This window comes from Providencia sp. PROV076 (assembly GCF_028483405.1).
In the GTDB taxonomy this organism is placed as follows: Bacteria; Pseudomonadota; Gammaproteobacteria; order Enterobacterales; family Enterobacteriaceae; genus Providencia; species Providencia huaxiensis.
On sequence record NZ_JAMPRR010000024.1, the window covers coordinates 1 to 24,208 of the forward strand.

General features: G+C 49.3%; 39 protein-coding genes. 26 read left to right on the top strand and 13 right to left on the bottom strand.

Features of this window, described 5'->3' with window-relative positions; all coding sequences use genetic code 11:
* Positions 1 to 31: 31 nt before the first annotated feature.
* The 7 genes from PSF67_RS15200 to merT all read right to left on the bottom strand — a co-directional run bounded on the left by PSF67_RS15200 (position 32) and on the right by merT (position 3,759).
* Positions 32 to 244 (bottom strand): DUF3330 domain-containing protein, encoded by a 213-nt coding sequence (locus PSF67_RS15200; RefSeq protein ID WP_000993245.1) that lies wholly within the window; start codon positions 242 to 244, stop codon positions 32 to 34.
* A 65-nt stretch (positions 245 to 309) separates the two neighbouring features.
* A complete protein-coding gene (gene merE / locus PSF67_RS15205; protein ID WP_001087807.1) occupies positions 310 to 546 on the bottom strand; it encodes a broad-spectrum mercury transporter MerE in 237 nt (78 codons plus the stop codon).
* On the bottom strand, positions 543 to 908 hold the full coding sequence (gene merD / locus PSF67_RS15210) for a mercury resistance co-regulator MerD (RefSeq protein WP_001277466.1): 366 nt from the start codon (positions 906 to 908) through the stop codon (positions 543 to 545). Before merD ends, merE begins: the two co-directional genes overlap by 4 nt.
* Positions 909 to 925: 17 nt before the next feature.
* Entirely contained in the window at positions 926 to 2,611 is a 1,686-nt protein-coding gene (gene merA, locus PSF67_RS15215) for a mercury(II) reductase (protein WP_000209296.1), read from the bottom strand.
* A 38-nt stretch (positions 2,612 to 2,649) separates the two neighbouring features.
* Positions 2,650 to 3,075 (bottom strand): organomercurial transporter MerC, encoded by a 426-nt coding sequence (gene merC / locus PSF67_RS15220; protein WP_000522996.1) that lies wholly within the window; start codon positions 3,073 to 3,075, stop codon positions 2,650 to 2,652.
* A 27-nt stretch (positions 3,076 to 3,102) separates the two neighbouring features.
* Positions 3,103 to 3,378 (bottom strand): mercury resistance system periplasmic binding protein MerP, encoded by a 276-nt coding sequence (gene merP / locus PSF67_RS15225; protein WP_000732275.1) that lies wholly within the window; start codon positions 3,376 to 3,378, stop codon positions 3,103 to 3,105.
* Positions 3,379 to 3,393: 15 nt separating this feature from the next.
* On the bottom strand, positions 3,394 to 3,759 hold the full coding sequence (merT, locus tag PSF67_RS15230; protein ID WP_001294656.1) for a mercuric ion transporter MerT: 366 nt from the start codon (positions 3,757 to 3,759) through the stop codon (positions 3,394 to 3,396).
* 71 nt (positions 3,760 to 3,830) lie between these two features.
* On the opposite strand from merT, the gene merR reads away from it, so the two are divergent.
* Positions 3,831 to 4,286, top strand: coding sequence for an Hg(II)-responsive transcriptional regulator (merR, locus tag PSF67_RS15235; protein WP_001166628.1), 456 nt, complete (start codon positions 3,831 to 3,833; stop codon positions 4,284 to 4,286).
* Between the two features lie 44 nt (positions 4,287 to 4,330).
* Positions 4,331 to 5,071, top strand: a complete 741-nt coding sequence (locus PSF67_RS15240; protein ID WP_241017482.1) for an SDR family NAD(P)-dependent oxidoreductase — start codon at positions 4,331 to 4,333, stop codon at positions 5,069 to 5,071.
* 36 nt (positions 5,072 to 5,107) lie between these two features.
* On the opposite strand, the gene PSF67_RS15245 is transcribed toward PSF67_RS15240, so the two are convergent.
* A complete protein-coding gene (locus PSF67_RS15245; protein ID WP_042849100.1) occupies positions 5,108 to 5,842 on the bottom strand; it encodes a hypothetical protein in 735 nt (244 codons plus the stop codon).
* 153 nt (positions 5,843 to 5,995) lie between these two features.
* Here PSF67_RS15245 and PSF67_RS15250 point away from each other — a divergent pair, with 153 nt between their 5' ends.
* From PSF67_RS15250 to PSF67_RS15265, 4 genes are all read left to right on the top strand, one after another.
* Positions 5,996 to 6,712 (top strand): hypothetical protein, encoded by a 717-nt coding sequence (locus PSF67_RS15250; RefSeq protein WP_094962950.1) that lies wholly within the window; start codon positions 5,996 to 5,998, stop codon positions 6,710 to 6,712.
* Positions 6,705 to 7,754: a hypothetical protein gene (locus PSF67_RS15255; RefSeq protein ID WP_042847402.1), complete on the top strand. Its 1,050-nt coding sequence runs from the start codon at positions 6,705 to 6,707 to the stop codon at positions 7,752 to 7,754. The genes PSF67_RS15250 and PSF67_RS15255 overlap by 8 nt, the downstream gene beginning before the upstream one ends.
* 185 nt (positions 7,755 to 7,939) lie before the next feature.
* Complete coding sequence (locus PSF67_RS15260; protein ID WP_042847400.1) at positions 7,940 to 8,182, top strand: hypothetical protein; 243 nt, start codon at positions 7,940 to 7,942, stop codon at positions 8,180 to 8,182.
* A gap of 292 nt (positions 8,183 to 8,474) precedes the next feature.
* Complete coding sequence (locus PSF67_RS15265) at positions 8,475 to 8,744, top strand: hypothetical protein (RefSeq protein ID WP_226617277.1); 270 nt, start codon at positions 8,475 to 8,477, stop codon at positions 8,742 to 8,744.
* A 34-nt stretch (positions 8,745 to 8,778) separates the two neighbouring features.
* Here PSF67_RS15265 and PSF67_RS15270 read toward each other — a convergent pair whose 3' ends face one another.
* Both PSF67_RS15270 and PSF67_RS15275 read right to left on the bottom strand, forming a co-directional pair.
* A complete protein-coding gene (locus tag PSF67_RS15270; protein WP_042847398.1) occupies positions 8,779 to 9,042 on the bottom strand; it encodes a hypothetical protein in 264 nt (87 codons plus the stop codon).
* On the bottom strand, positions 9,032 to 10,189 hold the full coding sequence (locus tag PSF67_RS15275; protein WP_094962948.1) for a PAAR domain-containing protein: 1,158 nt from the start codon (positions 10,187 to 10,189) through the stop codon (positions 9,032 to 9,034). Before PSF67_RS15275 ends, PSF67_RS15270 begins: the two co-directional genes overlap by 11 nt.
* Positions 10,190 to 10,404: 215 nt before the next feature.
* Between PSF67_RS15275 and PSF67_RS15280 the strand changes: the two genes are divergently transcribed.
* The 5 genes from PSF67_RS15280 to PSF67_RS15300 all read left to right on the top strand — a co-directional run bounded on the left by PSF67_RS15280 (position 10,405) and on the right by PSF67_RS15300 (position 12,888).
* Positions 10,405 to 10,614: a hypothetical protein gene (locus tag PSF67_RS15280; RefSeq protein WP_042847397.1), complete on the top strand. Its 210-nt coding sequence runs from the start codon at positions 10,405 to 10,407 to the stop codon at positions 10,612 to 10,614.
* 76 nt (positions 10,615 to 10,690) lie between these two features.
* On the top strand, positions 10,691 to 11,005 hold the full coding sequence (locus tag PSF67_RS15285) for a hypothetical protein (RefSeq protein WP_042847396.1): 315 nt from the start codon (positions 10,691 to 10,693) through the stop codon (positions 11,003 to 11,005).
* A 273-nt stretch (positions 11,006 to 11,278) separates the two neighbouring features.
* The gene (locus PSF67_RS15290) at positions 11,279 to 11,497 is read left to right on the top strand and encodes a hypothetical protein (protein WP_042847394.1); all 219 of its coding nucleotides are present in this window, start codon (positions 11,279 to 11,281) and stop codon (positions 11,495 to 11,497) included.
* A 33-nt stretch (positions 11,498 to 11,530) separates the two neighbouring features.
* Positions 11,531 to 12,055: a hypothetical protein gene (locus tag PSF67_RS15295; RefSeq protein WP_052219403.1), complete on the top strand. Its 525-nt coding sequence runs from the start codon at positions 11,531 to 11,533 to the stop codon at positions 12,053 to 12,055.
* Positions 12,056 to 12,486: 431 nt separating this feature from the next.
* Positions 12,487 to 12,888 (top strand): hypothetical protein, encoded by a 402-nt coding sequence (locus PSF67_RS15300; RefSeq protein ID WP_042847392.1) that lies wholly within the window; start codon positions 12,487 to 12,489, stop codon positions 12,886 to 12,888.
* 50 nt (positions 12,889 to 12,938) lie between these two features.
* On the opposite strand, the gene PSF67_RS15305 is transcribed toward PSF67_RS15300, so the two are convergent.
* The 3 genes from PSF67_RS15305 to PSF67_RS15315 all read right to left on the bottom strand — a co-directional run bounded on the left by PSF67_RS15305 (position 12,939) and on the right by PSF67_RS15315 (position 14,747).
* Positions 12,939 to 13,955, bottom strand: a complete 1,017-nt coding sequence (locus tag PSF67_RS15305; protein ID WP_042847391.1) for a hypothetical protein — start codon at positions 13,953 to 13,955, stop codon at positions 12,939 to 12,941.
* A gap of 140 nt (positions 13,956 to 14,095) precedes the next feature.
* Positions 14,096 to 14,395 carry a helix-turn-helix domain-containing protein gene (locus tag PSF67_RS15310; RefSeq protein WP_042847390.1) on the bottom strand — a complete coding sequence of 100 codons (300 nt, stop codon included), beginning with the start codon at positions 14,393 to 14,395 and terminating at the stop codon, positions 14,096 to 14,098.
* 1 nt (position 14,396) lies between these two features.
* Positions 14,397 to 14,747 carry a type II toxin-antitoxin system RelE/ParE family toxin gene (locus PSF67_RS15315; RefSeq protein ID WP_042847389.1) on the bottom strand — a complete coding sequence of 117 codons (351 nt, stop codon included), beginning with the start codon at positions 14,745 to 14,747 and terminating at the stop codon, positions 14,397 to 14,399.
* Positions 14,748 to 14,931: 184 nt separating this feature from the next.
* Here PSF67_RS15315 and PSF67_RS15320 point away from each other — a divergent pair, with 184 nt between their 5' ends.
* From PSF67_RS15320 to PSF67_RS15390, 15 genes are all read left to right on the top strand, one after another.
* Positions 14,932 to 15,495, top strand: a complete 564-nt coding sequence (locus PSF67_RS15320; protein WP_042847388.1) for a recombinase family protein — start codon at positions 14,932 to 14,934, stop codon at positions 15,493 to 15,495.
* Between the two features lie 130 nt (positions 15,496 to 15,625).
* Complete coding sequence (locus PSF67_RS15325; RefSeq protein ID WP_042847387.1) at positions 15,626 to 15,973, top strand: hypothetical protein; 348 nt, start codon at positions 15,626 to 15,628, stop codon at positions 15,971 to 15,973.
* A 278-nt stretch (positions 15,974 to 16,251) separates the two neighbouring features.
* Complete coding sequence (locus PSF67_RS15330; protein ID WP_042847386.1) at positions 16,252 to 16,578, top strand: PerC family transcriptional regulator; 327 nt, start codon at positions 16,252 to 16,254, stop codon at positions 16,576 to 16,578.
* 88 nt (positions 16,579 to 16,666) lie between these two features.
* Positions 16,667 to 17,056 carry a hypothetical protein gene (locus tag PSF67_RS15335; protein WP_042847385.1) on the top strand — a complete coding sequence of 130 codons (390 nt, stop codon included), beginning with the start codon at positions 16,667 to 16,669 and terminating at the stop codon, positions 17,054 to 17,056.
* A gap of 28 nt (positions 17,057 to 17,084) precedes the next feature.
* Entirely contained in the window at positions 17,085 to 17,789 is a 705-nt protein-coding gene (locus tag PSF67_RS15340; protein WP_042847384.1) for a hypothetical protein, read from the top strand.
* A gap of 14 nt (positions 17,790 to 17,803) precedes the next feature.
* The gene (locus tag PSF67_RS15345) at positions 17,804 to 18,343 is read left to right on the top strand and encodes a hypothetical protein (protein ID WP_042847383.1); all 540 of its coding nucleotides are present in this window, start codon (positions 17,804 to 17,806) and stop codon (positions 18,341 to 18,343) included.
* Between the two features lie 63 nt (positions 18,344 to 18,406).
* The gene (locus PSF67_RS15350; RefSeq protein WP_166268309.1) at positions 18,407 to 18,997 is read left to right on the top strand and encodes a hypothetical protein; all 591 of its coding nucleotides are present in this window, start codon (positions 18,407 to 18,409) and stop codon (positions 18,995 to 18,997) included.
* Between the two features lie 161 nt (positions 18,998 to 19,158).
* Positions 19,159 to 19,764, top strand: a complete 606-nt coding sequence (locus PSF67_RS15355) for a DUF2913 family protein (protein WP_042847377.1) — start codon at positions 19,159 to 19,161, stop codon at positions 19,762 to 19,764.
* Positions 19,765 to 19,911: 147 nt separating this feature from the next.
* On the top strand, positions 19,912 to 20,463 hold the full coding sequence (locus PSF67_RS15360) for a hypothetical protein (RefSeq protein WP_162762212.1): 552 nt from the start codon (positions 19,912 to 19,914) through the stop codon (positions 20,461 to 20,463).
* 161 nt (positions 20,464 to 20,624) lie between these two features.
* Positions 20,625 to 21,215: a hypothetical protein gene (locus PSF67_RS15365; protein WP_042847373.1), complete on the top strand. Its 591-nt coding sequence runs from the start codon at positions 20,625 to 20,627 to the stop codon at positions 21,213 to 21,215.
* Positions 21,212 to 21,850: a hypothetical protein gene (locus PSF67_RS15370; RefSeq protein WP_113767330.1), complete on the top strand. Its 639-nt coding sequence runs from the start codon at positions 21,212 to 21,214 to the stop codon at positions 21,848 to 21,850. The genes PSF67_RS15365 and PSF67_RS15370 overlap by 4 nt, the downstream gene beginning before the upstream one ends.
* 1 nt (position 21,851) lies before the next feature.
* Entirely contained in the window at positions 21,852 to 22,379 is a 528-nt protein-coding gene (locus PSF67_RS15375; protein WP_042847371.1) for a hypothetical protein, read from the top strand.
* Positions 22,376 to 23,281 (top strand): hypothetical protein, encoded by a 906-nt coding sequence (locus PSF67_RS15380; protein WP_042847368.1) that lies wholly within the window; start codon positions 22,376 to 22,378, stop codon positions 23,279 to 23,281. Before PSF67_RS15375 ends, PSF67_RS15380 begins: the two co-directional genes overlap by 4 nt.
* Before the next feature lie 50 nt (positions 23,282 to 23,331).
* Complete coding sequence (locus tag PSF67_RS15385; RefSeq protein WP_162762211.1) at positions 23,332 to 23,493, top strand: hypothetical protein; 162 nt, start codon at positions 23,332 to 23,334, stop codon at positions 23,491 to 23,493.
* Positions 23,494 to 24,000: 507 nt separating this feature from the next.
* Entirely contained in the window at positions 24,001 to 24,207 is a 207-nt protein-coding gene (locus PSF67_RS15390) for a hypothetical protein (RefSeq protein WP_244058169.1), read from the top strand.
* Position 24,208 lies beyond the last annotated feature (1 nt).

Below are 24,208 nucleotides of genomic sequence, written 5' to 3' on the forward strand. Positions count from 1 at the left end.
CATGGCATCTGACATCAAGTTAGGGTATGCCTCAATCTGACGGCTGCGAACCGCCAGGGACAGGCGCAATGTCAGATTCTGTCGCGGCCTTGGCGCGTGCCTGGAAGCGTTCATAGCAATCCAGCCCGCAGAAATGTTCGACGTATTCCGCGCCTTCCGGGGTGAAGGCGGCATCGAGCGGAATTTCTTTGCAGCATACGCAGCAGGTGGTGCAACTGGCAGTGTTCGGGGCGTTTGCGTTCATGGTGGTACTCCTCCAGATTGGTAGCGAAGCTCAAAGCTGCCCACTCTCGGCTGGCTGGGAAGCGGTCATGATCTTCCCTTGAAGGCCCGCAGCAGCCGCGTCACAGACAGGACAAACAAGCCGGTCAGCGTGAGGGCTGCAATACCCCAGTGCTCCCCGATGAACGCGCCGGCCGTCGTGCCGGCTAGCACAATGGCGAGAATCGGCAAATGGCAGGGACAGGTGAGCACGGCCAGCGCGCCCCACAAGTAGCCGGTGATCGGTTTGTGCGTCTCAGACGGCAAGTGCTCTGGGCTGTTCATGGCAGACTCTCCGCGTGCTGTGCCGGTTCGGTTGGCATGGCGGCCAGTTGCATTTCGAGGCTGGCCAGGGCCTCGCGCCGACGCTCGACGAGTTGCCGCAACACGGCAAGCTGCGCAGACGCACCGTCACCGTCCGCAGCATCCAGCGCCCGGCACAGCCGCGCCAGTGCGTCCAGGCCGATACCCGCTTCGAAGGCAGCCCGTACAAAGCGCAGCCGTTGCAACGCGGTGTCATCGAACAAGCCGTAGCCGCCCGTGGTGTACGCGACCGGCCGTAGCAATCCGCGCAGCAGGTAGTCGCGCACGATATGCACGCTCACCCCGGCATCAAGGGCCAGCCGGGACACTGTGTAGGCGCTCATTGAACACCTCCTTTTCCTCATCCGGCGCAGCACGAAAGCTGCTTCACGTCCTTGCTGAAGGTCTGCGCCGCGAGCTTCAGCCCTTCGACCATGGTCAGGTAGGGGAACAATTGGTCGGCCAGTTCCTGCACGGTCATACGGTTGCGAATGGCGAGCACCGCCGTCTGGATCAGTTCACCCGCTTCCGGGGCCACCGCTTGCACGCCGATGAGCCGTCCGCTACCTTCCTCGATGACCAGCTTGATGAAGCCGCGTGTGTCGAAGTTGGCAAGCGCACGCGGCACGTTATCCAGTGTTAGCAGGCGACTGTCGGTCTCGATCCCGTCGTGATGTGCTTCCGCCTCGCTGTAGCCCACGGTGGCGACCTGCGGGTCGGTGAACACCACGGCCGGCATTGCGGTCAGGTCCAGGGCCGCATCGCCGCCAGTCATGTTGATCGCCGCACGAGTGCCGGCCGCTGCCGCCACATAGACGAACTGCGGCTGGTCGGTGCAGTCGCCGGCCGCGTAGATGTTCGGGCTACTGGTGCGCATGCCCTTGTCGATGACGATGGCCCCCTGCGCATTGACGGCTACCCCCGCCGCTTCCAATGCCAGGCTGCGCGTGTTCGGTGTCCGGCCGGTGGCGACCAGCAGCTTGTCGGCGCGCAATTCACCGTGCGTGGTGGTCAGCACGAATTCACCGTCCATATGGGCGACCTGGCTGGCTTGCGTGTGCTCCAGCACCTCGATGCCTTCGGCACGGAAAGCGGCTGTCACCGCCTCGCCGATGGCCGGGTCTTCACGGAAGAACAAGGTATTGCGCGCCAGGGCCGTGACCTTGCTGCCCAGCCGGGCAAAGGCTTGCGCCAGCTCCAGCGCCACCACCGACGAGCCGATTACGGCAAGGCGTTCGGGAATGGTGTCGCTCGCCAGGGCCTCGGTGGAAGTCCAGTAGGGTGACTCTTTCAAGCCCGGAATCGGCGGGACCGCCGGGCTGGCACCCGTGGCGACCAGGCAGCGGTCGAACATCACGACGCGCTCGCCACCCTCGTTCAAACTAACGATAAGGCTCTGGTCGTCCTTGAAACGCGCTTCACCGTGCAGAACGGTGATGGCTGAATTGCCGTCCAGGATGCCTTCGTACTTGGCATGACGGAGTTCTTCGACACGGGCCTGCTGCTGGGCCAGCAGCCGCTCGCGCAAGATCGTCGGCGGTGTGGGTGGCATGCCGCCGTCGAATGGGCTTTCCCGGCGCAGATGGGCGATGTGGGCGGCGCGGATCATGATCTTGGACGGCACACAACCGACGTTGACGCAGGTGCCGCCGATGGTGCCGCGCTCAATCAGCGTGACCTGCGCGCCTTGCTCGACGGCCTTCAGTGCTGCCGCCATCGCGGCTCCACCGCTACCAATGACGACGACCTGCAACGGGCGTTCGTTGCCACTGGGCTTATCAGCGGCCCCTATCCAGCCGCGCATCTTGTCGAGCAGGCCGGCGCGGTTGTCCGTCGGTGGCGCATCGGCAAGCGTTGCCTCGTAGCCCAGTCCGGCCACGGCGGTAGTCAGCGCATCCGATGACGTGCCCGCCTCAATGGCGAGTTGCGCTGTGCCCTTCGGATAGGACACCAGCGCCGATTGCACGCCGGGCACTTTCTCCAAGGCTTCCTTGACGTGAGCCGCGCACGAGTCGCAGGTCATCCCGGTGATTTTCAGGGTGGTCATGTATTTTTCCTTTTCTGTGGTGGCTACGGCTGTTGCCGTCAGCCACGTTGTTCTGGCAATTCACAGCTGTCCGGCCCGCAGCGGCGATGTGCTGGCGAGATGAAATCCCAGACCGACACCCCAACCATCAAGGCCAGGCCGACATAGAGCAGTCCACCGCTCTGCCAGCCGTAAGCCCGCATTAAAAACACCGCTGCCAGCACCAAGATCGGGCCTATCGTGCCGAGCGCCGTGCGTCGCCACTGTCGATGATTGAGCCAAGCGATAGCATTGGCGAGTAACGCGATGCCGGCGAACATCGGCAGCAGGATGCCAATGAATAGCCCCTCGTACTGGCTCAAGAAGCCCAGTCCGATGGCCGCGCCAAAGCTGGCGATGGCAGGAAAACAGGCGGCGCAGCCCATCGCGGAAACGACGCTGCCGAGCGCGCCGGTTTTGCCAGCGATGCGCGTGATGAGTCCCATGTGTCGCTCCCGAGTTCGGTTAACGGATCAGCGTTTGAGGCTGGACGGATAGCCCGCGTCCTCGGTCGCCTTGGTCAACTTCTGGACGTTGGTCTTGGCATCGTCGAAGGTGACGACGGCCTGGCGCTTGTCGAAACTTACGTCGGTCTTGCTCACGCCCTCAACCTTGGAAAGCGCGTGCTTGACAGTGATCGGGCAAGAGGCGCAGGTCATGCCAGGCACGGACAGCGTGACGGTCTGGGTGGCGGCCCACACGGGGGCAACAACGGCAGCGAGGGCGAGGGCGGCAAACAGTTTTTTCATGATGAACTCCTGTGATTAATAGAAAAATGGCATGACGTAGGGAAATCCGAGCGAGACCAGGACCAGCGCGGCCACGATCCAGAAAATGAGCTTGTAAGTAGCTCGCACTTGGGGAATCGCGCAGACCTCACCCGGTTTGCAGGCTTGCGCCGGGCGGTAGATGCGCCGCCAGGCGAAAAACAGCGCGACCAGCGCTGCGCCGATGAAGATCGGGCGATAGGGTTCCAGCACCGTCAGGTTGCCGATCCATGCCCCGCTGAACCCCAAGGCGATCAAAACCAGCGGCCCCAGGCAGCAGGCCGACGCAAGAATGGCGGCCAGCCCACCGGCGAAGAGCGCGCCGCGCCCGTTTTGTGGTTCAGACTTTTGTGGTTCAGACATACGCTTGTCCTTTCAAATTTGGTTTGGATAGCTTAAGCTTACTTCCGTAGTTATGTACGGAGTCAAGCGATATGCAAATTAATTTTGAGAATCTGACCATTGGCGTTTTTGCCAAGGCGGCCGGGGTCAATGTGGAGACCATCCGGTTCTACCAGCGCAAGGGCCTGCTGCCGGAGCCAGACAAGCCCTATGGCAGCATTCGCCGCTATGGCGAGGCGGATGTAACACGAGTGCGGTTCGTGAAATCGGCCCAGCGGCTGGGCTTTAGCCTGGACGAAATCGCCGAGCTACTGCGGCTGGAGGATGGCACCCATTGCGAGGAAGCCAGCGGCCTGGCCGAGCACAAGCTCAAGGATGTGCGCGAGAAGATGGCCGACTTGGCACGCATGGAGGCCGTGCTGTCTGAACTGGTGTGCGCCTGCCATGCGCGGAAAGGGAACGTTTCCTGCCCGCTGATTGCGTCACTGCAAGACGGAACGAAGCTCGCTGCATCGGCGCGGGGGAGTCACGGGGTGACTACGCCTTAGCGTGCTTTATTTTCCGAATTCTGAGACGACCCCAAGTAGCTTTAGTGACGGGAGGCTCAAGGGGGATAGGGCGTGAGATAGTGCTGACGTTAGCTAAAATGGGCGTGTCCTACGTAGGGATCCATTGCGGTAAAGACCAGGAGGCGGCAAAATCTGTCATTCACGAGGTCCACCAGCTGGGTGCCGATGCCGATGTCTTTACTGCGGACTTTGCAAGTCATGCAGGGCAGGAAGCATCCCAGCTTTGGCAGAAATTCTTCCAGCGCATTCAGGAAAAAGGTTATCAAGGGATTGATATTCTGGTTAACTGTGCCGGTGTCGCGCCTTCTGCTTCAATTACTGAAACTGAGCCTGCTATTTATAATACAGTCATGTCTATCAACGTTGAAGCGCCGTTTTTCTTACTAAAAGCAGCGATACCACACATTAATGTAGCAGGGCGCATCATCAACGTATCGACGGTTTTAACCCGAGTTGCCGATCCCCAACGAGCTATTTATGCGGCATCTAAGGGTGCGATAAATACGCTCACGTTATCGCTGGCACGCGAATTGGGCTCTCGTGGTATTACGGTGAATGCTGTTGCCCCTGGTGTTGTTGATACTGACATGAACAGCGGTTGGCTACACGAAGCACAGGCTCAAAAGATGGCGTCTGAATTCTCGGTATTTTCACGCGTGGGTAAACCTAACGACATTGCCGAGGTTGTGTCATTTTTGGCTTCAGAACGAAGTCGTTGGATTACAGGGCAGGTCATCGATACGTCCGGTGGTTCTTGTATTTAATACGTTATTCAACCAGCCGTTTGGCTGGTTGTTTTCTTATAGGCCAGGTGAAACCGATGCTTGAGCGTCTTTCTCTTCTGCGGCTGTATCGCCATCTTTTTCAACGGGCAATTGCTTAAGGCGTTTTATCAGAGTTGGATCCACTGCATCTAAAATGCCAATGCTGCTGACCGTGTAGGTATCAATCTGCATCCATGCGGCGCGCATATCGCACTCACTCTTCACATCACTTTTCGCGGCGCACCAGATAAACTTACCATTAGATTTAGTGCTGGGGTCACCGTATTTTTCGATCGCGCCAGCGACCAGACTGTCAGGGTTATTGAAGGTGTACCGAATAGCCTTTACAAGGCTTTTATCTGGCGCTGCTTCAGTGTCATCAATCAGCTGCACAATGACCTCTTCATTACTGTTTGCCCAGGCCATTCCCGTAACTTTGCCATCACGGCTTTGCGTTCGTACACCATTGATGTTTCGTTGCTCTGCGTGTTTATTCGCAGCTTCAAGCGCGTCATTCAAATCCATTCCCAGGCGGATGCCCGCGACGCTAAATTGACCAACATCAACAGAGTGGATCGGTTCCGGTTCTGGCTTTTCTTCAGTGGCAGGCGGCTTCGGAAGATTATCCTGTACGTTGGATCCATAGAGGCCGCCATCATAATTGGGTGATTCATAGGCTTGCGTGTCGGCATCCTCAAGGATCGTGAAACTGGCTTGTGCCATCGTTGAATTAGCTAAGCCAACCAGCAAAACCAGCATTGTTTTCTTCATCAAAGCAGTCCTCATTATGAATTTTGAAAACCATAACATTGACGTGAAAACCGGAGTACAGAAAAGGGCATCAAAACGAGGACCTTAAATATTCGCTATACCCAGTGCGGCCACTACCATGAGGAACTTCATACCACCGATAGGCATAGCTCCATGAACTACGAAAACGCAATCAATCATCTCAAAAACACCCTTTATCAGGCAGGTTTATTGCCAAAAGCCGAGTCAACCGCAACGGAGTCCTTGATGCGTCAGGCTGCGAGGTTGTTTGATCAGGCCGCTGATATGCTTGTGAAGGTGGCCGAAGAGCACCTGAAAGCCAGTCAAGCCCATAATGGCGATCTGAACAAGGCACTAAGCGATGTGCTAAATTTCGAAGCCATTGCCGAGATGCTGGATCAATACCAACTCGAAAGCGATGCCCGTGACGCGCTGGAATCGCCCAAAAAGAGTCAACTCGTTCCCTCTGGGTTTACCTTCACCGATACAGGGCTTCATGGCATTGCAGGAAAGATAGTGGCCTATGTCCGTGAACAGGCCAAAGGTCAGGCGCTCACCGCGCATGTTTGGCCTTACCGTCATGATGATAGCCACATGCTCAGCTGCGATTTTCACTCGAAAGAAAGCGACCTGGTCATTCCTTTGTGCATCACGGCAGGACAAGAGCAATGCGGTGACCCCATTGACGAACCGACGGTTTATGATCTGCCCGAGGCGTTGCACTTAGCCGGTATCATCATTCGTGCCGTGAAAGCGGATATTGAAATTGGCCGGTATTTCAACGAGACAAACCCTGCGGTATTGACCCGACCGCTACAGCATCGTCAAACCAATGGCCCCATCCATCTCTGGGAGGAAAATCATGCTTAAGCCTCAGATCCCGCTATGGGTTCGTGCAACCGCCTTTGTTCGTGAGCACCTTTCCTTCATCGCATTGGCCGGGCTCCTCCTCTGGTCCCTCTGGGGATGGCCTGCACCCGATACTGCGACAGGAGCAACAAAAATAATCGTTAACCTATTAGGTCTGGCGATGCCTCTGGCTGTGGTCTGGTTAGTGATCAGCACTTTTATGCGCACTACGACTTTCGATTATCTCGGCTACTTCGGTAAGCTCGTCTACGATATCGTTTTGCTGGTGATCGTTTTTCAGCTGGTCTGCCGTTTTTTCGCTCAGGTCCAAGGTGAGATTAATGGCGTTATTGACGGGGCACTACGTGACCCGGAATTGGCGATTAGTGCAGTGGTAAGTTTTTATCTTGTCACCTTTGTTTACCGGTTATGCATACGCAATTCAAAAATTCAAACGCAACATATCGAATATGGGCGTTTTTCTGCCCCCCTTCGCCGATCAGAGGCCTCGCTGAAACTGACAGCAATCCATGAATGCGGCCATGCCCTGGTCTATGCCCTTCAGAATACTCATCCGGAATTCATGCGGGTTGCCATTACGCGTGAAACACGCGGAACTGTACTACGTCTGGGCTATATGGAAAGCAACGTTGCGCTTGATGGCCGAGCATCACGCGATCAGCTTTATTGGCGAATGTTGTTGGCACTCGGAGGCTCCGCTGCGGAATTGGCCGTCTATGGCAAGCAATTCGAAGGGTCGCAGGAGGACATGCGTTCATGGGGTGAGCAAGCGGACCGTTACCTTCAGAACGGCTTTGGCAATGTGCTACTGATCGATGACGGTAAAGACGAATCTCTGCGACATAACATCGCCGCCTTTAATACCCTTCATGCCGAACAGATCACTATCATAAACCAGTTCATGCGTGACAACGTCACGTTATTAACGGACATGGCTGCTGAATTACGTCATACCGGGGTCTTGGATAAGCCCGCGATAGAAGCGTACTTGCAGCGCGTGACGATAGGGGCAGGGGTGCCTACTTTTGTGATCACGAACTGATGGTGAAATACGGTCGCTGACTGGTGACCATTTTGCCTAAAAATCACGACATCATTTTGAAAACTGTTATTTTGCGAGGGGGATTATGCGCCTGAATGTTTGAATCAGCATCGCAAACTTACATCATTTCGTTCCCTGAATGTGCTGTGCCACACTATGGGAGCCACAACTAACAGGAACAACTCATGACCCAATCACTTCAACGCAAAAGCCGAGATTTACGGCGACTTCAGATTGAGCCAGGTCGGTATGAGCTGGTGGAGTCAGGAAAAGAATCGATCTTCGATCGAGTGCGCGCAGTGGTCGCTGTCGATGAAGAAGGCATTATGCAGATTAATGCCAGTGACGTGGCCGTTGGGATGTGCGGACTGACAGGTAGAATTGACGACCTGATCGCACGCTATAACAACGGTCATCGTTTTATTTAACCAAGCCCGGAAATGAATAAAAAAGCACTTTTTTCGGTATTGCTAGTATTGGCGCTAGGCGCTGGCTTTCTTGGCTCTTCAGTCGCCCACTGCGGTGAGCCAGTCAGTATAGACAAACCGTCTTTACCCCAGTGCTGGGTAAGCTATCAAGGCCTCACTTTTCTGGCCGGGTGTTAACCCGGCTTTTCTTTAATACCACCTATTAATAGGACTACTAATCGACATGAAAGGCCAAGCAAAGAAAGGCGGCGAAGTTGGTGTAAACGGTGAACACTATAAAGGTGGTCAGTTCATGCCAGGTAGCTCAAAGACAAAGAAAGGTGATCGGGCATCGAATGGCGGGCCTTCTTCCAGACCTAAACGACAACTCATTGAGCCTGGTGTGTTCGTCGAAGTTTATGAGGGAGAAAAAACTATCTTTAGCGGAATTACGGCTTTTGTCGTCGTTGAAAATGGGGTTATGCGTCAATCTGCCAGCGATAAAGCGGTCGCTAATTATGGTCTTACTGATACTTTGCCGGTGTTAATCGAACGATTCAATGCGGGTGAACGGTACCGGTGAGGGGAGTCCCTCACCGACTTCGTCATAACAGTTACTATCTTATTTTTTTATGAATGACAAATAACAGCGCCAGCAAAACTGGGGTGCCCAGATATACATAAGCCAACGTGTTTTGGTGGTAGGCGCGTAAATCCTCCACGAAAGCACGCCAAACGGTAATAGGTTCATTATCTCCCATCACCATGTAGTTGTATGTAAAGCTTGAACTAAACCCGAAATCAAAGACGGCCAAGCCTAAATAAAATAATAAAACCAACAGGATGGTCAAAAACCATCTTAAAAACGTTCTATTTATCATAAGTGCTACCTAATACCCCTCCACCCATTTCTCCACCATCAAAGCTTGTTGCTTCTCCACCAATTTGAGCTGACGATGTGGCAAATTCAAAAATTTGAATCATTGTCCCTTTATCTGATGGCGTAAGATTGTCAATATTTGGGTACTGTTCATGAAAGACATTTGTTACTTCAATTACATCAAGCTTATTAAAGTTATTTTTCTTACCATTCAAATAACTCTGGAATGAAACAGGCACCGTGAACGCCTCTTCTCGCTCGACCGGATACTGCGTTCGTATTGGAGTGTAACTCTCTTCAAATATACGTGTGCCAGATTGCTTCAACCCTTTCACTGTATGAGTTGTGCAATTATTACCTGAGACATCATAAACATCTATAGACCTTCCGTTTCTACGAGTCAACTCACCTGCTTTTTCAGGTAGGTTAGGTATGCTGCCTGATTTCCAAAGGTTATTAAAATAAGTTTCTGTTTTGTCTGTGTCCGCATCTGTTATTTTAAAAACCCTTGCATTCGTTATATATAACTCATCTCTGATGTATTTTCGAGCATCCTCACCGGTCATATATAAAAGTATTCCATCACCCGTTAAAGTTAATGGTCCTGGCGTTCCGTAGCGACCGTATGAATATAATGAGACTTTATTATTTTTGTGGATTGTTATAAATGAATGGCCTGAACCAAATGTTTCCGTCCACACAAAAACGCCATCATAGAGCAAGTTATCTGAAACCCTGCATTCACCATTTAAAGGTGCTGGCGCTACGGGGTTGATCCGACTGCCAAAGCTGGTTCCCTGTGAAGGTGTTGATGGTGCTGGGGCTTGAGTTGCAAAACGACTTGGCTGGGCTTGTGCTGCTACACTATGAGCAATAACCTTGTTAGAACCTGCCGGACAGCCGCATTGTACAATTGAGTCATGTACGGCTTGAAGTTTCCCATGATTTAGAAAACCTTGCTGCCCAGAAACAACGGTGCCTGTCTGTCCACATTTCGGGCATTTTGTTGTCGGGTCACCCACTCTTAATGCTTTTTTATTAAAGCACGTTACAGTTTCTATGGTTGCAATACATGTTGCACCGGTAGTTGTTTTGTCGCCATTTAAAGCCATTGCCTTACCCATAATGATGGGTCTTACTCCAGACATAACACCTCCAATGTGTGATATGGTAGTGATATATAATTAATTAACGAAAATAATATATTAATACCAGACATTGATCTAACTATAAATAATCTAATCATTACAATACACCAACTTCCCATTTCCATTCCTGCCAGGAATTTCGCCGAGCGTACACCTCATGCTTTACTTGTGTAGGTAACCATTCATAACCGATCTAATTATTATCAGAGAGATTTATGAGCACTAAAGCAAACAACCTTGAATTACTGTACAACGCCTGGCTGTCCCGTTCGGTATCCTGGGAGTTCGGTAGTGAGGATGAGCGGAAGGCCCAATGCCGTGATTGGGCTGAGTCGTCTTTAGAAAGCATCTCTGATGCCGAAGAGTTTGAGCAGGATGAAGCTGATTACATCGTGGATGACGAGCTCACGCACTGGACTGAATAACTTCGCCTAACCCCTTCGTCACCGGACGGTCTGATGTGACAATGAAGGGGTAAACAAATCAAACAGGCAAATCGTTATGACCAGCACGCCCCAAGACGAACTGAGCGCTATCGCACTGTTCAATGACATTGGCCGAGATGAAGTCACTGCTCGTTTCAATGCGCTCAGCGCAGCAGCGCAAGCGCGCTTCGATGAGAGCTACCGTATCCACGGCACCATGCCCGTCGGTTTTACTGCTCTCAATTTTATGACCGCTGATGAACGGAAGCAGCGCCACCAGCTCTTACTTGCGATTCAATTATGCACCGATCCCCAAGCCGAAGCGCACGCCCGCATTAAAGCCCGGCGAGCCGCATTGAAAAGGAAAAACCATGTCGTCACCACTGGGTAAACTTCAGCACGCGTTGCTGCACGATATCGTTAACCAGCAGGATGGAGAATGGTGGCCGGGTTGCCCACTAACCGTTCAGACACTGAGCCGGAGCCGGATCATTCTTGACGCATTGGTGGCCCGGCAACTCCTGAAGCATAAAGGCAGCTGTCATTATGAGGTCACAAGTCTGGGTCTGGAAATTGTCTCTCAGAGCAGGCATGAGAAAGCGCGTTAAACATCTGGATTTGAGCGCTGTTTTACAATAGAGTAAACATAACGAATAGGTGGTATATGTCTCATCTTACTGGTGTCATTTCGAGTGTGATTCAGGAGCTCGATACAGTCGGCGAAAGGATTAATTCAGCCATTAGTGAAGCCTCTTCCGACGCAGAAATTCAATTGCTGGAGGATGCGTTAATCTCACTGTCTGAAACCAGAACTCTCCTGCAAGGCAAAACGCCGGTAAGCCAGGTTAACGCCAGTGTGACCCGGATCCGCCCATTACCATAACCAGCCTAATATTGCTTGAGGTGACCAAAGATCATGTCAGACCAACTACCTGCAAACGAAACTGAGCCACTGGTGACGAAAGCTAAAGTCCCTTCAGCCCATCTGGAGACGCTATTTAACTACCTGGTTAAATGCATCAAAGAAGAGGGCGCTCCACCAACTTACGATGATATCGGTAAGGCCCTGGGTTATTCAAAGGGGCTGGTTGCCCGGCGTGTGAAGCAGCTGCATGAGCAAGGCCGTATCATTATAGATGGAGAGAAAACCACGGCCAGAACGATGCGTATTGCTAAAGGGCAGGGCTATGATGAACTGACTGATAAGGTGTACCTGACAGAAGATCGTAAAGCCATTATCAAAGCGGTGAAAAGCATGATGAAGCGCACCGGCATCGGTCCTTCTATCAATATGCTGGCGCATGAGCTCGGCTTCTCGAACAGCAAAACAAAACGCCACGTTGAGTACCTGGATAAAAACGAATTACTCCGGTACAGCCCCGAACTGGGTGAAGTTATTGCCACTGAACCAGGTGACTACGAGCCAAAGCCGAATGCGTAGTGGTGGGCTCTACTTTCGATTTTTCCACTATGCTCTGCTGATCAGTCTGTTGTTTGGATGCATTCTTTTTGGCAAGGCGCTCATCTCTATCTACTGGCCGAGGTATTGGGTTCCAGCTGATGCCTGGTATGCCTTCGGGATAGCGCCGGGTGTTTGGCTCGCGACTCTGATTGGGCTGATTATCTTCATATTCCTCTCATCGCTTTATCGCTATTTCGGGGTATTGGTGATGACTACCTGCATTGCCTGTGCAGGGATCGCCTTTTTCGTCCTCAATTCGTAGCGCTTTCCCTCCGCTCGTATTGAAAAAACGCCTTTTCTCCTGAATTATGGAGCTCTTTATACGGGCCATTCACATGCCGTGGGGGTGTGAGATTGTGCTGATAATCTGCGCCTAAAGCGGTATAGGGCGCATCCAACGAGGGTATCCGATGAAATCTAAAATCCTGGCGCTGGTGGGGGCGCTAATCATTTTAACCGGCAGCGCATTTGCTGCGCCACAGTTTGACCCAAACACGGTCTACGCCGGGAAGGCTGGGCAGGCAACCAAAGAATCAGTGCAGCAAGCCGAGCCTGGTGAAAAGGGCAGTATTACGGTTCTGCGGCTGAACAGCTACGCGCACCTGGGTGAGTTTAACATTCCAGAAGGCACGCCAAAAGCAAGCGTAGAGCGATTCAACAATAAGGTCTATGTACTGTCCGAAAAGCCAGACAAGCGCCTGGCTGGATTGTGGATCGGCCGTGACGCTAATGGCAGAGAAGGTCTTTGCGGTTACATCAACAACAGCATGCGCATTCAAAAATGTTATTTTATTTTTTATAGAGAAAAGTGACATCACGCCCCTCTTGGGGCGGTTTATGAATAGAAAAACAGTTACTTATATCAAATACTGTCTTTTAACGTTCTGGCTTTTTGATGTAGCTCGTTAAATGATTTGTCTTCATTCAAAAGATAGATCACAATATTTCTTAAATATTTCACTTTAACATATTCGGAGTAATCATATAATGACTTAATAAAAACACAATCCTTCATTGTTGTTTTATATTTCAATTCATTTTTTTCTATAACCAAATTAGATCCACAAAAATAATATGATAAAAAACCATGAAACAATAAATTAAAGTTACTGAAAGAATCAGGCTTATTAACGGAGGAAGTAAATTCACGAAATGTATTCTCTTGTCTTTTGATAATCTTTTTGTATTCTTCCTTTTCATTAACTTCGCTCTCTGGCAAAGAAAGCATTAATTTATTAAAATAAGTAGCCCCTGTACAAGTTTCTTTATTTACCATATTCACTAGCTTATCTTTTATTAGTTGAATATCAGGGGCGCAGAATTCAGTTATAGCTTTTTGAAAAGTTTCAGCAATATCCTGGTTCTTATAAACTTTAATTTCATTTCTTAATTCGAATGGATGTGCAAATGAGCCGTCACGCAAATTTTGAAATTCACGTATTGATTTTATGCGTTTTATAAATTCAAAAATCTTCAACTCACTCTCTTCTTTAGAAATTCTTGTTTTCTCGTCTTTGACTACTTTTGTATATTTTATATGTGTTTCTGCTAATTTTTGAAATTGGATAATCAACAAACCAACGAAAGGCTCTAGCTTCATTCTTGAAACACCCTTTGGGTTAGATGATGGGCTTTTAATTCCGCCATCATTGTCAAGTAGCGCTAGGCTAGCATAAATCGAAGATATGTTAATTATGGTGTGATAAATAGAAGTTAAAGATAGGTAATAATTTAATCTGTTTTCATATTTACTAAACTCCATCAATAAGTCATTGCCTTTGTTAGACATCCTTAACAGCTCAGTTATTTGAGAAAACTTAGAGTTTGAATAATTCGCAATCATTAACTCTAATATTTCTTGTTCATCAATATTTTGCATCACTAAAATTCACCTTATTGAATTGACATGCATAATTTCACCTTAATTTGCAACAGCGCCACCATTTTTTTTATGTACTCCTCCTTGACATGCTTAATAAAGATATTTTTATTTATAAATGAACTTGAGAGGCTTTATGCTCAAAGATGCAATCCAATTCTCTTACCATTCGGTAACGTTACATCGATAGAAAGTTCACCGCCTAAAGCTTTAATGTAGCGCTTCAGAGTTGAAAGCTTCGGATCGTTATCAACATTTTCAAGCTTAGCAATAGAAGGTTGCGAAACGCCCAGTGATTGAGCTAGCTCAGTTTGAGAAAGTTTCAGTTCCTCACGAATTTTAGCTAGTGTGATTTCACGCCGGATTTCTTCTGCTCGGTCTTCAATTTTTGCCAGCGTTTCGGGGGATTGTTTTGCAAGTAGTTCATTTAAAGTGGACATGTTATTTCTCCTGCTCTAATAAGTGCGCTGCATATTCCGCATCGGCCATCTTGATTAATTTCTTGTAGAAACGGGTTTCATCTTTTCCTTTCTTATCACCGGCACATAACACAATGCCACGACGAATTGGGTCAAATGCGAAACACGCTCTAATCGGATGACCACCAACCTGAATTCGCAGTTCCTTCATGTTGGGAAACTGTGAGCCCTTCAGGGTGTCAACTTGAGGGCGTCCAAGATTGGGGCCATCCTCACGTAAAATCATTAACACTGCCAACACTTCAATCTGAGTTTCCTCATTTTGCTCTTCGAACCAAGAATCAAAGAGATCTCTCGTTAATATTTCCCACATAAATATATATAACCTCCGAGTTATAATGAATGATATAACCTGGAAGGTATATTGTCAATTTAATTAATGTCCGATATGTTATAATATTTCGGACACTTGAAATTAATAATAAAATAGTGTCTATTAAGTCGATTATTTTAATTAATAGACACTATATGTCCGATAATGAATTAGGAGACACATTTTGCGTCTTTTTGGTTACGCTAGGGTATCCACCAGCCAACAATCGCTTGACATTCAGAAAAAAGCGTTAATTGATGCTGGGGTTGCAAAGCACCGTTTATTTACCGATAAAGAATCGGGAAGCCATATTAATCGCGAAGGATTACAGTTACTCAAAGTTAAAGTTGAGATGGGTGATATTATCCTAGTGAAAAAGTTAGACCGGCTCGGCCGAGACACCGCAGACATGATCCAACTAATAAAAGAATTTGACTCAATGGGTGTCGCTGTTCGATTTTTGGATGATGGCATAAGCACGGAAGGTTCAATGGGAAAGATGGTGGTCACCATTTTATCAGCAGTTGCTGAAGCGGAAAGACAACGAATCCTTGAACGAACAAACGAGGGGCGGCAAGAAGCATTACTCAAAGGTGTTAAATTTGGACGCAAACGGTCGGTTGACCGTGAACGAGTTTTAGAACTGAAGGCAAGCGGGTTAGGCGGTACTGTCATTGCCAAAGAAATGCAGATTGCGCGTTCAACCGTTTACAAAATTATCAATGAGAAAAGGAGTGGGATAACATAGAGAAATAGATAGCTAAATGACACAAAATAATTTTCCCCACATGAAAACATGTTATAAATGTGTAATATATGGGATTTGATTCTTATCCAATGGGTATTCAATTATCACTAATTACTTTGGAGGTTGTTTTATGGCGTTTCCCCCAAGAGCTGTTCGTCTTAATTTGTTTTTCGAAAAACTTCTAGCTCACCCCCCTGTTGCTGATCGTAAAGAGGCGCTCTCTCTGCTGGTTCGTATAATGGCAGAGGTTGAAGATTTTTATGGTCTTCCTAAAAATGATTTCACTACTCGCATGGGGGTTTTTCGTCCACAAGAAAACAATCCAAATGATTGGAAAGATCTTGATTCCGACCCTTGTTATTGGGATGACTCTCTAACAAAAACTCATCGTACTATAGTGTATAACAACGGCAGAATCATTATTAAAAATATAAAGAGTAATCCAGCTGTTGTGGTGCTAGATAAATCCGGGGCATAGAACGCTTTATATGAATATTTAGTACAGGCCAATATTTAAAATTGATTTGTGATTTGCCGTAGCATCGAGCACAAGTCAGTGCTAGTACAATTTAGATTCTACAAAGAATCTTTTGAATTGCCCCTTAAGTTTTTAATATCCAAGCTAGCGACGTCGTAAAACGAGACGCAATAAAAGGCGCTCGTTTTGTCCTGCTTTTCTCTTCGTCAACTTCCCAACCGATCGTACCATCCTCTCAATTCCGTACAATATTTCAACTATCCGTAGGAGTTGGTCTGATGGCACGCAGGAAGGTTTTATCGAATATCGTTGACCGCCTGGGTAAACAGTATTTGCCCGAGGTGGATGCAGTCAAAATCGCACTTGAGCTTGAGGCAAAACACTTGTACTTACGTGCTGCTAAGCAGTGGGGCGTTGCGATGCAGGAAAACCCCAGTCATGCCGAGTACATCGCGGCTCAACGTTTTCGCTGCATAGAACTATCCAACGCCTACCATGCCAGGCGGATCGAACTTAGCAACATTCACAACGACATTACGTCAATCCATCAGAAAGTCGAAGCGGCGTATGTACGCCTCTGTGTGAAAAGCAACTCTTGCCTGTAACAGATCTGATTTATTTCGTCACCGGGATCACTGCCCGTAAAATTTTTTTATCGCCCAAGGGCGCAACTAACACAACCAGAGAGGTTCTATGTCCACTTTACTAAAAGACTTCGTACTCATGGCGCTGCCGCACCGTGAATGGTCCTGCGAGGCCATTCATTTTCGCGTCAAGCTGTGCCCTGAGCCGGGGAAGTTGGGAAATAAAAATCACACTTACTTCATCCTGGAAGACCTATATGGATTTGACACCAATGAAACGTCGTTTGTCGTGTTCACAAAAATCCTTTTGCAGCGGTTCCCGCACCTGCCACCCAATCGTGTTCACATCCTTATCCATTGCCGAGACATGTCAAAATCTCTGGGCACCAAGGTGTTGCGGTACGATTTAATGCGCGACGAAGATCGCCAAGTCAAGTTGGATAAAAAGCCGGAAGACGTATCGGAGAAGTCGGGCTACGTCTCGATGTGTACCTTCTAACTTTCAACGTTGTATCGGAGGACCTACCTTGGCCGCACCTTATCATCGTTCTGTAGGCTCACCACTATTGATGGGCGCAAAAACCATTCAATTCGGGTCGCATAAAAAAGTGTTTTTCCCTGATTACGATCAGGCATTGATTGTTGCCACCAGCATGACGGCTGAACACCGGTTCCCGATGTGGATTTACAAGGCGCTGCACAATCACCATGCCGGATATTTAATCGCGGGTCACGGGTCGCATACACTGGAAAAACCAGATTCGGCATTACAGTCGAAGCAAATTGACCAGATGCAGTACCGAGATAAATTACCGACACTTTTGGAAAGCAATGCTGTTCGGCCAAGTGCGGTGTCGCGTATTGCCATCCGAAATAACGAGTTTTTGCAGTGCCATGCACGAGTCTCTGAAGCAGACATTATCACCTGGAGCATGATGCAGGCAGATCCGGCGCTGATTTTCAACGTCAACCCAACGAGCAGTCCCGCTGAGGCAAAAAAAATCAGCAATCGCATTAAAGCAATGCTGCAAAATGCCTTGTACTGTCAAACAGCTGTCCGCTGGCTTAACAATTATAACTTCGTGGTAGCAATGCGTTGGGCGGATGATGACGGGTTGAGCCCAAGGCATAAAGTCGAAAATGGCTGGTGGATCCTGAGTGCGCAAGAGCAGGGCTCGCACGGGGTTTCGCCCAAATGTGAAGATGTACAGAAAAAAGCAAACGACCGTTAACCGAAGAGGACAACATGAAAACTGAACAAATTGACATCAAATTGTACCTACAACGTCAAAGCTCCTGTGGGTTGTTGAAGTTCACACGTCTGATGGACTGCATCCTCACACCACCGCTTATCTCCTTCCTTATCATGGCGTTGCTGTTTTCTATCGCTCACCTGATCATCATGCCGAAAATTGTGGATGAGCTCTTATTCATCCCGTTGTGCTTCTTTACCGGGGGCTGTGTCTGCTTGCTGGCCTTTGTGCATTTGTACTATTCGTGTGTGTTTCCACGCCTGTGCCCGCTGCTGGAAGTAAGTGAAATCGAGGCGCTTTGTTCCAAAACGTTCAGCGTATACCAAGAAATGGGGTGTTCAGAGTCAATACAAAAGTCGGGTATTGATTACCTCGACACTCTGATCAGGGAAGGGATCCCAATGAATTATCGCCACCGGCGAAAAATTAACGCATTGGTCGAGGCGGATGAACGTGATTCCAAGCTGAACGCCTTGAGCCAGACATTCGAATCTGCCATTGAAAAAACAAAACGGTCGTATAGCCGCCCCTAAATATCGTAACGCTCAGACCGTCTAACACGAACGGTTTGAGCGCTCAAAGAGAGCATGATGAATATGGATAAGACAGACATTCAACTGTACCTGCAACGGCAGAGTAATAGCCGTATGCTGAAGGTCACTGTGTTTATTGAAAATATCCTCTTGTCGGCTGTGCTGACGCCAATGTTATTTTTTGTGGTCTTGTATGGCTTTACTTATTTATGTACCCATCTGGTCGGTTTCGGTGACTCAGAATTTCACCGTGTAATGGATCTGGCGGGGTACTACGCGCTGGGTTGTGGTAGCATCCTGGTCTTAACTCGTCTGTTCTTCTATGGGGCTTTGCCTAAGTTCAAGGCTCTGTTAACAGTCAGTGAAATTGAATTGCTTTATACGGTGTCTAAGGATGCCTACGACAAATTGGGCTATGGGCCAGAGGACGAGCGTCCCGCCATTGACTATCTCAATGCAGTTGTCATGTCCGGCGTGCCGATGAGCGCGGTGCATACCCGAGCCGTGGATGCCATGCTTTTCCGGGCAAAAAAAGAAAAAGACAATCACGATGCTCGCCTTAAGATGGAAAAAAATATTAATTCGCTGACTGACAGTATTGCAAAAACGGGTCTGACTCAGGATACACCTTCGTTAGAACACCCAGACCACTAACATTGCGAAAAAGGTGCTAACGTAGTCAGTGTGCTTTTAAAGACTTCGCATTTGACTAACGTCTTAACTCAGCCCCAGGGCAACTGTGTCATGAATATCAGTGAGATTTCGGGTAAAATAGCGCTGTAAACAAAAGAGAAATATAGGCAATACTTGACGTTATGAACCAAACAAAGACGACCTTAAACCAAATGAGCGCGCACCTTGCCTGGTGTGCGCTTACCGCATTGGGTATTGCCAAAAGAGATGGCCGTGCTAACGGAAATATACAAGAGCACCTTTTTCTCTTCGAATGGTTGAAGCAGGCAATGCGTCAAAAGCGTTTTCACAAGGACGTTGCCCCTGACTTGCGCTGGCTTATCAGCCAAGGTGAGAATCACCCCACCAATGCCAAGCTGAAGGAAAAGCTTCAATACTTGTACGACAGCGGGACTGGCAAGCTGACCACTCAAAACGACTTGTATCGGCTGACAACGATCTTGGGTACCCTGTCTCAAATGGGCTGGCCGTACTCACTGTTAACGGAAGTGGAATGGCTGAAGATGGACGCGGCACGATTAAATGCAAATACGGACTACCTACGGATCAGAAAAGCCTCATTAGACTCCGGTTTCAATAACGACGGCACACAAACCGACCCAGTCGAAGTGGTGTTAACAGGGAGGGTGGACAAAGTGGAGTCGCTGCTGGCTTCTTGCTGTTGGGGCCTATCCAATACGGAATTGGCGCAAAAGCCGTTTTATCACCTGCTCGCGTTACCGGATTAGCGCTAAGCGCTGCACCATTTTCACAAAAGAGAGCCTCAATAAAAGGCTCTTTTTTTGTCTTAAAACCCCCTCATTCTGCTGCCCTTTTAATTTCGTCAGTCAGTGCCTCAGGGTTAACCTGTCAGTAATACAAGCACAGGGGGCACTATGTCCAAATTTAGAGGCAGTATTACACCCGGCACCGAGTACAACGAGTCCCTTTCGCATTTCCTTGAACAGGAAGCGAGAGCGGGTCATATCTCGTTAGAGGGCATGCGCCGCGTTACCATGAAGCGTAATTTGGCCGGAACAACTGCACTGATCACGGGAATGACGATGGTGAGCGCTGGGGCCAGTTTTATAGCGATGGGTGGTGTAATGCCATTGTTGACACTGATAGGCGCAGCTTCCGCTGTGATGGTCTCAATGATCGCATTAGCGCGTTATCCTGGTGGACTGTTTTACCAAATCTCCGCGATTGAAACCCCGTTTACGCATGCAGCTTTGCTTCGGTTCGCGGCCAGTGGTGCGCCAGAAGACGTCATTCGTGAACTCATTGTACTGCTGAACAAGCAAGAACACGTCTCTTATGCACAAGTTCATGATGTGACTTGGTTCTGTAGTCGCCAGGCCAGTGGAATTGCAGAAAGCCACCTTTTCCATGACCGTTACACACTGATCCGGAATCGACTGGCTTTGGAAAGCCGGAGGGCAGGCTGATGCGGAGCTTGTTTATTCTTCCGTTTGCTGAGCTTCAACACATTGCGGCATGCGCACTGCGTTACCCGCTCATCTCTCGACGTAGTCTTTTGTGCTGCCTTAGCGTGATGTGCGTTTTCTGCCTTTGCTGGTTCTCTCTGGCCGGGTTTGAGGAAACCTCGTTGACACAGTCAACGCTATTGGGTGTCGGCTATATTTGTGGGGCTACATCCGCTATCGGTTGGGGCTTGAAAACCTCTGAAATGTCACACAATGCTCTGCGTATTGGCTTCGGTGTTTTCGCGATCATTGTTCTCTTGCTGAACATTGCGGATAACGGGTTTATTCGTGCCGTACACCTGCTTGCGGAAGGGCAATTATATTCACAGACCAACCGAGCTTCAGTGATGATGGCGCTGCGGGATATGTTACTGATTAACGCCGCTGCCAGTCTTAGCCCGTATGTCTTTTGGATCGGGTTGATGTGGATTGAGTTTCGCAACTTCCGCCATAATGCAACCTTTCGGACACATGCGCTATTGCGTATGGTCGCCAACTACAAGCTGGTGCTTTATCAGATTTTCATTGTGGCAGGGGCATCGTTGAGCCTGCTCCTATTGACCACCTGGACAGTGTTGCCGTTCATGCTTTCGCCGCTTATGACTGTCTGGGTTGCGCTATTTGTCTTCTTATCCATCTATCGCATTGAAAACGGATCCCCTCCAGAGTTTATCTTGCACGGCATTGCCACTGTAGGGCAGGTGCGCCGATGAAACTACCCTCGTCATTCTGCGCGCGCCTGCGTGTTTTCATTCAACTCGGTAAAGCGATCTGCACGAAAGGAGTGCTGAATATCATGTTTGACTCTCAATCATTTTCACCAATGGCGGATGACGCCAACCACAATCCAATTCCTACTGCGAACGTTTGTTGGCATCCCGTGGGCACCAAGGGGGAAGGGTTACCAAGCACTCCCGGCGTGTATCGCTTCCGTGTCCCGATGGAATCCAAGCCGGAGGAAACAGTTGAATTTCTGGCGCAGTTACGCTGGCGTAAACACGGTGTGCATCACGTCTTGATGCCAACCTTTGAATACGTACTGGACGATGAATTCATCACCTTGCCAGAAGGCACCCACTGGCGTCATCGCATGCCGGGTGATCCGGAAATGTTAGGTGCTACACAATTCCCGATCGCGCCAGAAATGGCAGACGGTGCAGCGGCATGCCCGTTCTGCCACCAACACCCCGTCATTGCCGGTGAAAAAATCAAAGAAGATGACGGCGATCGGTATTACACCCACATCCCCTACAAATTTAACCGATTCTGGTTCACCTGCTGCGAGTGGATAGGCAAAGCCCCGCGCCCAAGCATATCTGCACTGAAGCACGACTGGAGCCAACGTTAAGATGAAATACGCCAACCAGTATCTGGAGAAGAGCGTGCGTCCTCACTGGGCTAACGCCACTTTCACACAAAAAGTCTATCTGACGCTCTTCATGTTGTGGTTCAAAATCATGATGGCGCGAAATGGTGCGAAGCAGCAATATCGAAAACGTGGGTTACTGTCTGTTGCACTCTGGGCCAGTGCCGTCGGGTTTGTTGTGCGGGTCATCACCACTGATGTAGACAGCTGGCATTCACTGGCCGCGTTGTTCCTGTCGTGCATGATGTTATGCCTGATTGCGTTTGCAACACTTTGGACGCTATTCACAGCATTTATTCTACTGTTCAATTACACGTTAAGCTGGTGGGCTGGCTGGGTATATCCCACCAGCCATACCGAAGCTTTCATAACTATAGCGCAGGTGGAAGACGAGAACGCTCGTGCCGCTGCGCAGGCATATATCATGGCGTTTAGCCATCGCACAGTCACCCAGGTCACTATCGCGTTATCAATGATGTTTGCGGCAGATCAGGAGGTCAATGCCCAATGAGTCACTATGCTGACCACATGATTAAACACAACCGACGTTTCGGTACGCATGATGGTGTGGAATGTAGCTTTACCACTTACCTGCCTCACCAGCCTGAGTTCGCTTCGCCTGACAGCAACGATATGACGGAAGCTGAAATTGCCGCGTGCGTTGAAGCCTGGATGAAGTGGCTGCATTGGGAGGTCTATCCCGAAGTACATTTAAAACACCACGGAAAGCGTCCTGATTTTGTTGCCACGAAAGGTCCTTTTGTACAGGTCATTGAGTGCAAAAAAGCGATCGGTTTGCCGGTACTGGAACAAGCTATGGCCTGGTTCTATCCATATCGCAATAACAAGGTAGGCCTTCCCCATCTCATCTATGTGGCCTGTAAGAAGTCGTCTGCCCGCCGAGACTTTCCATTGTTACTCATGCGTCAGTGGGGTATCGGTTTGCTGGAAGTTGAGAAGTCGCCTTCACGAAAACTGCGTTATGACGGAGTCACCGAAAAGATCAGTGAAGCCCATTACTCTCTCAGGGTTCAGCTTGAACCTCGCATGGTTCCTGGCTCTCGTCATCAAGGGAAAATCTTGCGGGCTCAGCTTCACGACGATATGCGGATCGCCGTTGCGGGCACCACAGGCACGGGACAATTTATGACCGACTGGAAACGCACCATGATCCGTATTGAAACGTTGATGGGGGATGGTAAACAAAGGCATGTTGCTGAGATTGTTGACTGGTTAAACGTCAACGGTGGCTATCACTGGGCGAGCCGGAGTAGTGCGGTCAGCGGCATAAACACGTCATTGATGCGCCAAGGCTACGAATGTGAAGCCTATGGTTTTGAAGGTCGCGGCCATCGGTGGAAATTCGTTGAAGGAGTAACCCAAAAGGTCCTGAAAACTTCGTCACCCGAATGACTCGTGATTAACTCTCTACATACGAACTAACACTATCGTTGAGGTATCTCATGACATTTTGGCTGCTCAGTATTATCACACTACTGGTGCAACTCAGTTGGATTGCCATTTCTCCAGACAGCTATCATTCCTGGGCTTATATCCCTTGGATTGCTGCTGATTTGGGCATTGTCGCCTGGTACTTTTTTCGTCCCCATTCTGCGGACGTTTAATGCTGAGCGTCCTGCGTAATTTTTGTATCCTTCATCCGACCACCTGAGAGGTTGCTCATTTGCTAACGTTCATTGCTGCATTGCTGAGCATTACCTGCCTGACATTTTTGGGGCTGTCACTTATGCCTTATTTGTGCAGTCGGGCAGATGGCCTTGTCATGCGCAGGCGTGAAAAAGAGTGGTCATTTCTCTGTGGCTTAATTGCTCTGCTATCCGGCACCGGGGCCTACAAGTTGGCCGCTTACGTTTTTATGATCGGTTAGATGTTTTAAGGGGGTTACAGTGGTTTGGATTTGGGTGGGACTGGGCGCACTTTTTGGCATTATTGAGCTGTTCACATTGACTTTTTTTGGCCTATGGATGGCGCTGGCCGCGATAATTCCAGCAGCTATCACGCTGATTGCTCCTGATGTGAGTTTGCAGTGGCAGATTAGCATTTGGTGCATTGCAACGGTGTGTTGTGCGTTTTTCTGGGTGAAGTTCTCACGCAATAAGCCGAAGCGATACGTGGAAGAACCATTGATCGGCGAGGTCGGTCAATTGGCATTTGCGTTACCGGAAGGTGGGGAAAGTGTGATTTTGCTGACAAAGCCGGTTCAGGGTAACCAGCAATGGCCGTGTAAATCACAAGAGGTGCTGCCACGCGACGCTCGTGTCAGAATTGTGAGTGTTGGTAGTGGTGTTGTTTTAGTCGCCGCAGTGACTGCGGAATAAC

What these genes read in the sequence shown, in the direction of transcription:
- merA (WP_000209296.1), bottom strand. Translation starts at nt 2,611, where the DNA reads ATGACCACCCTGAAAATCACCGGGATGACCTGCGACTCGTGCGCGGCT.
- PSF67_RS15385 (WP_162762211.1), top strand. Translation starts at nt 23,332, where the DNA reads ATGACATTTTGGCTGCTCAGTATTATCACACTACTGGTGCAACTCAGT.
- PSF67_RS15250 (WP_094962950.1), top strand. Translation starts at nt 5,996, where the DNA reads ATGAACTACGAAAACGCAATCAATCATCTCAAAAACACCCTTTATCAG.
- PSF67_RS15300 (WP_042847392.1), top strand. Translation starts at nt 12,487, where the DNA reads ATGAAATCTAAAATCCTGGCGCTGGTGGGGGCGCTAATCATTTTAACC.
- merP (WP_000732275.1), bottom strand. Translation starts at nt 3,378, where the DNA reads ATGAAAAAACTGTTTGCCGCCCTCGCCCTCGCTGCCGTTGTTGCCCCC.
- PSF67_RS15200 (WP_000993245.1), bottom strand. Translation starts at nt 244, where the DNA reads ATGAACGCAAACGCCCCGAACACTGCCAGTTGCACCACCTGCTGCGTA.
- PSF67_RS15265 (WP_226617277.1), top strand. Translation starts at nt 8,475, where the DNA reads ATGCCAGGTAGCTCAAAGACAAAGAAAGGTGATCGGGCATCGAATGGC.
- PSF67_RS15270 (WP_042847398.1), bottom strand. Translation starts at nt 9,042, where the DNA reads ATGATAAATAGAACGTTTTTAAGATGGTTTTTGACCATCCTGTTGGTT.
- PSF67_RS15285 (WP_042847396.1), top strand. Translation starts at nt 10,691, where the DNA reads ATGACCAGCACGCCCCAAGACGAACTGAGCGCTATCGCACTGTTCAAT.
- PSF67_RS15345 (WP_042847383.1), top strand. Translation starts at nt 17,804, where the DNA reads ATGAAAACTGAACAAATTGACATCAAATTGTACCTACAACGTCAAAGC.
- PSF67_RS15245 (WP_042849100.1), bottom strand. Translation starts at nt 5,842, where the DNA reads ATGAAGAAAACAATGCTGGTTTTGCTGGTTGGCTTAGCTAATTCAACG.
- PSF67_RS15295 (WP_052219403.1), top strand. Translation starts at nt 11,531, where the DNA reads ATGTCAGACCAACTACCTGCAAACGAAACTGAGCCACTGGTGACGAAA.
- merT (WP_001294656.1), bottom strand. Translation starts at nt 3,759, where the DNA reads ATGTCTGAACCACAAAAGTCTGAACCACAAAACGGGCGCGGCGCGCTC.
- PSF67_RS15325 (WP_042847387.1), top strand. Translation starts at nt 15,626, where the DNA reads ATGGCGTTTCCCCCAAGAGCTGTTCGTCTTAATTTGTTTTTCGAAAAA.
- PSF67_RS15330 (WP_042847386.1), top strand. Translation starts at nt 16,252, where the DNA reads ATGGCACGCAGGAAGGTTTTATCGAATATCGTTGACCGCCTGGGTAAA.
- PSF67_RS15255 (WP_042847402.1), top strand. Translation starts at nt 6,705, where the DNA reads ATGCTTAAGCCTCAGATCCCGCTATGGGTTCGTGCAACCGCCTTTGTT.
- PSF67_RS15360 (WP_162762212.1), top strand. Translation starts at nt 19,912, where the DNA reads ATGTCCAAATTTAGAGGCAGTATTACACCCGGCACCGAGTACAACGAG.
- PSF67_RS15350 (WP_166268309.1), top strand. Translation starts at nt 18,407, where the DNA reads ATGGATAAGACAGACATTCAACTGTACCTGCAACGGCAGAGTAATAGC.
- PSF67_RS15310 (WP_042847390.1), bottom strand. Translation starts at nt 14,395, where the DNA reads ATGTCCACTTTAAATGAACTACTTGCAAAACAATCCCCCGAAACGCTG.
- PSF67_RS15335 (WP_042847385.1), top strand. Translation starts at nt 16,667, where the DNA reads ATGTCCACTTTACTAAAAGACTTCGTACTCATGGCGCTGCCGCACCGT.
- PSF67_RS15355 (WP_042847377.1), top strand. Translation starts at nt 19,159, where the DNA reads ATGAACCAAACAAAGACGACCTTAAACCAAATGAGCGCGCACCTTGCC.
- PSF67_RS15280 (WP_042847397.1), top strand. Translation starts at nt 10,405, where the DNA reads ATGAGCACTAAAGCAAACAACCTTGAATTACTGTACAACGCCTGGCTG.
- PSF67_RS15315 (WP_042847389.1), bottom strand. Translation starts at nt 14,747, where the DNA reads ATGTGGGAAATATTAACGAGAGATCTCTTTGATTCTTGGTTCGAAGAG.
- PSF67_RS15275 (WP_094962948.1), bottom strand. Translation starts at nt 10,189, where the DNA reads ATGTCTGGAGTAAGACCCATCATTATGGGTAAGGCAATGGCTTTAAAT.
- PSF67_RS15290 (WP_042847394.1), top strand. Translation starts at nt 11,279, where the DNA reads ATGTCTCATCTTACTGGTGTCATTTCGAGTGTGATTCAGGAGCTCGAT.
- merD (WP_001277466.1), bottom strand. Translation starts at nt 908, where the DNA reads ATGAGCGCCTACACAGTGTCCCGGCTGGCCCTTGATGCCGGGGTGAGC.
- PSF67_RS15375 (WP_042847371.1), top strand. Translation starts at nt 21,852, where the DNA reads ATGAAATACGCCAACCAGTATCTGGAGAAGAGCGTGCGTCCTCACTGG.
- merR (WP_001166628.1), top strand. Translation starts at nt 3,831, where the DNA reads ATGCAAATTAATTTTGAGAATCTGACCATTGGCGTTTTTGCCAAGGCG.
- PSF67_RS15260 (WP_042847400.1), top strand. Translation starts at nt 7,940, where the DNA reads ATGACCCAATCACTTCAACGCAAAAGCCGAGATTTACGGCGACTTCAG.
- merE (WP_001087807.1), bottom strand. Translation starts at nt 546, where the DNA reads ATGAACAGCCCAGAGCACTTGCCGTCTGAGACGCACAAACCGATCACC.
- PSF67_RS15380 (WP_042847368.1), top strand. Translation starts at nt 22,376, where the DNA reads ATGAGTCACTATGCTGACCACATGATTAAACACAACCGACGTTTCGGT.
- PSF67_RS15370 (WP_113767330.1), top strand. Translation starts at nt 21,212, where the DNA reads ATGAAACTACCCTCGTCATTCTGCGCGCGCCTGCGTGTTTTCATTCAA.
- PSF67_RS15305 (WP_042847391.1), bottom strand. Translation starts at nt 13,955, where the DNA reads ATGCAAAATATTGATGAACAAGAAATATTAGAGTTAATGATTGCGAAT.
- merC (WP_000522996.1), bottom strand. Translation starts at nt 3,075, where the DNA reads ATGGGACTCATCACGCGCATCGCTGGCAAAACCGGCGCGCTCGGCAGC.